This is a genomic window from Thermoanaerobaculia bacterium, assembly GCA_035717485.1.
GTDB lineage: Bacteria > Acidobacteriota > Thermoanaerobaculia > UBA5066 > DATFVB01 > DATFVB01.
In genome coordinates this window covers 1-2,385 of sequence record DASTIQ010000337.1, presented here as the reverse complement: position 1 = coordinate 2,385, position 2,385 = coordinate 1, and the positions used below count along the sequence as shown (strand labels likewise).

General features: G+C 68.9%; 2 protein-coding genes. Both read left to right on the top strand.

What is annotated here, in order from left to right:
* Positions 1-953, top strand: a 953-nt coding sequence (gene lnt, locus VFS34_17800; protein HET9796300.1) for an apolipoprotein N-acyltransferase, incomplete at its 5' end; no start/stop codon positions are given.
* Positions 950-2,066, top strand: a protein-coding gene (gene prfB / locus VFS34_17795; GenBank protein ID HET9796299.1) for a peptide chain release factor 2 whose coding sequence is annotated in 2 segments (ribosomal slippage) — positions 950-1,024 and positions 1,026-2,066 — 1,116 coding nt in all. Because the reading frame shifts where the segments join, the coding sequence is not laid out codon by codon here. The genes lnt and prfB, both read left to right, overlap by 4 nt.
* Positions 2,067-2,385: the final 319 nt, after the last annotated feature.

Below are 2,385 nucleotides of genomic sequence, written 5' to 3'. Positions count from 1 at the left end.
CGGCCGCCGCGCTCCTGCTCGGGATCGCCGCTCTCGGCGCGTTCGGGAGCCGCGCCCTCGGGAAGCCGGCGCCCGGTTCGGAGGCTCCCGTTTCGATCGCCTGCATCCAGCCGAATCTTCCGCAATCGGCCCGCGAGACCGTCGAGAGCGCGGCCCGCCAGTACGCGATCGTGATCGACGCGATCCGGGCGGCGGCGGCCCGGCGGCCCGACCTGATCCTCGTGCCGGAGTCTTCCTTCTACGGCGTCACGTGGCAGCGGAGCGCTTCCCTCCGGAACGACCTCTCGACGATCGCGCGCGAGAGCGGGGCGTCGATCCTCTTCAACGACGTCGACGAGGAGAGCGACGACGTCTACTTCAACGCCGCGCGGCTCGTCACGCCCTCGGGACTGGCGCCCGCGACGTACCGGAAGGTGCACCTCGTCCCGTTCGGCGAATACGTTCCGCTGCCGCGCCTCTTCTTCTTCATGAAATCGGTCTCGCAGGCCGTCGGCGCGTTCTCGGCCGCGCGCGCCCCCGTCGTGCTCGCTTCGGGGCGGCTCGCGCTCGGACCGGCGATCTGCTACGAGATGACGTATCCGTCTCTTCCCCGCGTCGAGACCCGGCACGGAGCGAATCTTCTCGTGACGATCTCCAACGACGCGTGGTACGGGAAGGCGGGCGCCCAGGAGCAGCACTTCGCGGCGATGGTCCTTCGCGCGATCGAGAACGGCCGCCCGTTCGCGCGCGCGGCGATCACCGGCATCTCGGGAATCGTCGACGCCCGGGGGAGGCTCCTCGCACGAATCCCGCCGGACACGGCGGGGGTGGCCGCCGCCTCGGTCGTTCCGGCGAACGTCCGGACCGTGTGGACGCTCGGGGGCGGGCGCGTGTTCCCGTGGAGCGCCGATCTCCTCGCGGCCGGCATGGTATTGTCCGCGGTCGTGCGCGGAATCCGGAGACGCCGGCCATGACGAAGCGGGACGACCTGATCGCGGGGCTCGAGAGCGCCGCGGAGCGGATCACGTCGCTCCGGGGGTATCTTTGATTGCACGGCCGCGCGGAGCGCGCTCGACGAGCTGAGGGAGAAGTCGGCGGCCGCCGACTTCTGGAGCGAACCCGAGAAGGCGCAGGGGACGCTCCGCAGGATCAAGACCCACGAGAAGACCGTCTCGACCGATGCGGAGGCGGCGCGCCGCGCCGACGAGCTCCGGGTGTTCGAGGAATTCCTCCGGGCGGGAGAGGACGTCGACGGGGAGGCATCGGCCGCGCTCGCCGGGGCTTCCGCCTGGGCCGACGACCTCGAGCTGTCGCTGAAGATGACCGATCCCGAAGACGCGAACAACGCGTGGTTCTCGATCCATTCGGGCGCCGGCGGGACGGAATCGCAGGACTGGGCGGAAATGCTCCTCCGGATGTACCTCCGGTTCTTCGAGCGGCGGCGCTGGAAGGCCGAGCTGATCGAGCGCGTCGACGGAGAAGAGGCGGGGCTCAAGAGCGCGACGGTGCACGTCGTCGGCGATTACGCCTACGGCTATCTGAAGGGGGAGATGGGCGTCCATCGTCTCGTGCGGATTTCTCCGTTCGACGCCAACAAACGGCGGCATACCTCGTTCGCCTCCGTCTTCGTCACGCCCGAGATCGAGGACGACATCGAGATCGTCATTCCCGACAAGGACATCCGCGTCGACACCTACCGGTCCTCCGGAGCGGGCGGCCAGCACGTGAACGTGACCGACTCGGCGGTGCGGATCACCCACATCCCGACGAACATCGTCGTCACCTGTCAGAACGAGCGCAGCCAGGGGAGGAATCGCGACGTCGCGATGAAGGTCCTTCGCGCGAAGCTCTACCAGAAGGCGATCGAGGAGCGGCAGGCGGAAGAGGAGAAGCGGGCGGGCGCCAAGAAGAAGATCGAGTGGGGGAGCCAGATCCGCTCGTACGTCCTGCATCCTTACCGGATGGTCAAGGACCACCGCACGGACTTCGAGATGGGCGACACGGACCGGGTGCTGGACGGAGACCTCACTCCGTTCATCGACGCGTATCTGAAGGAAAGCGCGAGCGAACGGCGTTCGCTCGCTTAGCCGGCGCGGGCGATGCGTCGAGCCAGACGGGCGCGTGCCGCCCGCGCCGCCCTGCGACATACGTCTCGGTATGCCTCGGGACGTCGCGGGCGACCCGCATCCCGTCGGGTTCGCGCCTCGCCGCGCTTCATCGCTCTCGTTTGGCCCCGAGCACGGCTCGCGGCGACATCCGATCATTGCGAAAGCGGCTCCGTTGGGCGACCCTCGATTGAGACGACCTCGAGGCTCGGCCAGACGTGCTGGAAGACGGGCCCGGCGGAATCGGCCGGCGGGCGCGGCGTACTGAAACGTACGTTAAGCCCGCCGGCCGATTCCGAGG